Raw genomic sequence first — 3,083 nt, 5'->3', positions numbered from 1 at the left:
GTTGTTCATTGATATTACTGATTATTTTTTATGCCGTAATAATTAATGTAATGCTTCACGCATACTACTAGCTATTGCCTCGATCACAGGAACGCAGACACTATTACCAAACTGTTTATAAGCTTGAGCGTTAGAAACTGGTATTTGAAAGGAATCAGGAAAGCCTTGTAGTCTAGCAGCTTCCCTAGGCATTATTTTTCTTGGATTTTTTCCTTTTTGTTCAATTAATATTTCACTACCATCTTTATAGTATCTAGCTGACATTGTATTCGTATAAGGTGAGTCTTGATTAAAAAGCCCATATCCAAAACCTTTGCCATTCAATTTGTTTTGCTCTTTTCGTCGCTGATGACCCTGCCATAATTTATCTGAAATAGTATATAAATCGCTCACTTGTTCCTCTAAAATAGAGCCTACTTTTGTACTAACTCCTAGGGGTTTTGGGAAATTAAAATTAGTATTTTGATCTAAAAAACCAACTATAAAAACCCTCTCTCTGTTTTGTGGAATCCCAAAATCTCTAGCTTTTAGTACATCACAATAAACAATATACCCTGCTTGCCGTAACCTCTTTAAAATGACTTGGAGCGTTTTACCTTTATCGTGTCCTTTTAACTGTTTAACATTCTCTAATAAGAAAGCTTTCGGTTTTTTCTCCAATAAAATTCTTTCAACATCAAAGAAAAGTGTTCCTCTTGTATCTGCAAATCCCTTTTTTAAGCCCGCTTGGGAAAAAGGTTGACAGGGAAATCCTGCCAATAAAATGTCATGGTCTGGTATATCTCGTTCTGAAATTTTAGTAATATCTCCATGCATATTCTCTTTACCAAAATTTTCAGTGTAAGTTTTAATGGCAAACTTGTCTATTTCCGATGTAAAGACACATTCAACACCATTAAAAGCCCGCTGAAATCCAAGCCTAATACCACCAATGCCTGCAAAAAGATCAATGATTCTGATCATAATACTACTGCTTCCAAAATTTCAATGTTTCAGGTAACTCGTCTAAAAAGTATGTTTCAAAGTCAATAATACTTCTCTTATCTTGCATAGCATTAGAGGCTTTGATATTGTTTCTAACAACTAGTACAATGTTATGTTTTGCCATCTGCTCAGCCTTTGAAGCAGAGATGTTATCATCAACGGTAAGTAAGTGAATATTAGGTAAGTTTGATCTTGCCACTTCTTCTACAACTTCTTGCCAGCGTTCTCTTAAAGTTGTTTTCATTGTACCAACAATTGTTTTATCCCTACGCTGATTAAATGCATTAATACTTGGTAAAATTGAATCAACGACCTTCCCTAAACCTAACTCACTAAATGATTTTTTACCTATTGATGCTTGAGATGCAAACGGATATTTATAATAGTCATATAAAAAATAAATAATTCCTTCAAAGGTTTTACCCGCTCTTGAGCGTCTTGATTGAGTGTTACTTAAACAAAGCTGATAAATATAAGGGCTTATATACCCCGAATAATTACCAAATAGTTCTGTTATGACATGAGTTAAAGAGTTTATATCATTTAATTTCTGAAAAGATAACTGCAAGCATAACTCTTCCAACTTTGCTTGCGGAGCAGAAAATCGCTCGCCTATTTCCCTTAATATTATAGAGTTAAATATAGATTCCTCTTGTAAAAACTCATCGTAAGCAAGTTCTCTTAATCGAACAATGACCTCAGTAACTTGTCGTTTTTCTAATAAGCCAGTAATTAATTCTTGATTTCTATCTGTCGCTTTTTGTGCTGCAATTTTTGGAGCGGAAATGCATTTACTTCTAGTTACTTTGATAAAATCAGCAAATTCGCTCTCCTCTGCCTTTGATAGCTTGATTAGATTACAATTTCATTACTCATTAAAAACATCTTTTTAAAAATAATACTTCAACCTTAACGTTATGAAGTATCTACAAAATTAGATACTTCATATTCTACACGAAGGATAGCTTTTTGAAAAATTAAAACCCTTAAAATCTCATAGTCATTGTATGTTCTAACTCTCTTTCTAGGCGTAGCTCTTTAACTTCTGCTTTTACCTTTGCAAATGTGCTAGATATTTGCTTCTCATCTACAAAGCTTGGTATATCATTCTGCATCTCATGCTTCATATATTTAAGCGGACATGTATATTTCTTAAGTCCGACCATTACATGTTCATCATCTAATAACTGCTTAATATTCTCGTTATGATGATCCATATAATGTTTCTCACATGTCTTACTTAAAGTATTAAGAACGTTTTGACTATCAGAAGAGTTAAATTGATTTACTATCTCTTGGTCATTTAATATACCATGTTTTTGTGCGTATACTACCATATTATGCATATTTGTAATTAGCGTATTTTGCTCTATAGTCTTAGCATTTGAAATCGCAGATAATATGCTACTATCATACTGTTCTGTATATTTAAGCTTGCCATCAAGAGACTTAAAGAACTCATGTTCACGACCAATTGCAGTTAACATTTCATCGGTAGTTTTGGCGTCTACTTTATCTTGTCTGATCTGCTGATGCTGAGTCTCTAACTGATGACGTTCTAAACTGCTCTCAAAATGCTTATAAGTCTCTTCTAAGTCCTTACTATCTTTCAGCTGTGCTAATATGTCTTGCGTACTAAGCACCCCATGCTGTTCTACTACTGCTGCCACATCTTTTAATTTAGGTAACAGTTCTTTTTCTTGATGCCCAAGAGCTTGCTGCACTAGATCCACAAATCTATAATTAAATGTTGTGTATTTGATATTACCATTTTGTGCTATCAAGAACTTTTGATCCTTCTCTAAAGCTACAAATATTTCGGATATTGTTTTTGCTGCCAATATCTCATGTTTAGTTTGCTCCGTATGGGTTACTAAGGTCTTGCGTTCTGTTTCTCTTTCAATATCGGCAAGTCTTGTCTGTTCTAGGCGTTTTTGACGCTCCGCATAAACCTTATAGCTAGTAGCAACTTGCTCGTATGAGCTTTGCTCCCAAGCTTTAAGAGTGCAATGCTCTTCATATACTAAATTTGCAATCTTGTTTTTGTCAGTCACATCTAGTGCGTATCTATTACTATACTCTGAGATAGTACTATACAC

3 protein-coding genes are annotated in these 3,083 nt (G+C 33.9%); all 3 read right to left on the bottom strand.

Annotated elements, in window-relative coordinates; genetic code table 11:
* Window positions 1-42 precede the first annotated feature (42 nt).
* On the bottom strand, window positions 43-963 hold the full coding sequence (locus KYQ89_RS05960) for a DNA cytosine methyltransferase (protein ID WP_218460818.1): 921 nt from the start codon (window positions 961-963) through the stop codon (window positions 43-45).
* A 4-nt stretch (window positions 964-967) separates the two neighbouring features.
* Window positions 968-1,567 (bottom strand): type II restriction endonuclease, encoded by a 600-nt coding sequence (locus KYQ89_RS05955; RefSeq protein WP_218460817.1) that lies wholly within the window; start codon window positions 1,565-1,567, stop codon window positions 968-970.
* Between the two features lie 403 nt (window positions 1,568-1,970).
* The coding region (locus tag KYQ89_RS07995; protein ID WP_256621490.1) for a hypothetical protein at window positions 1,971-3,083 on the bottom strand (1,113 nt) is incomplete at its 5' end.

It is taken from the genome of Rickettsia sp. TH2014 (assembly GCF_019249195.1).
GTDB lineage: Bacteria > Pseudomonadota > Alphaproteobacteria > Rickettsiales > Rickettsiaceae > Rickettsia > Rickettsia felis.
This window is presented reverse-complemented; position numbering and strand designations above follow the sequence as displayed.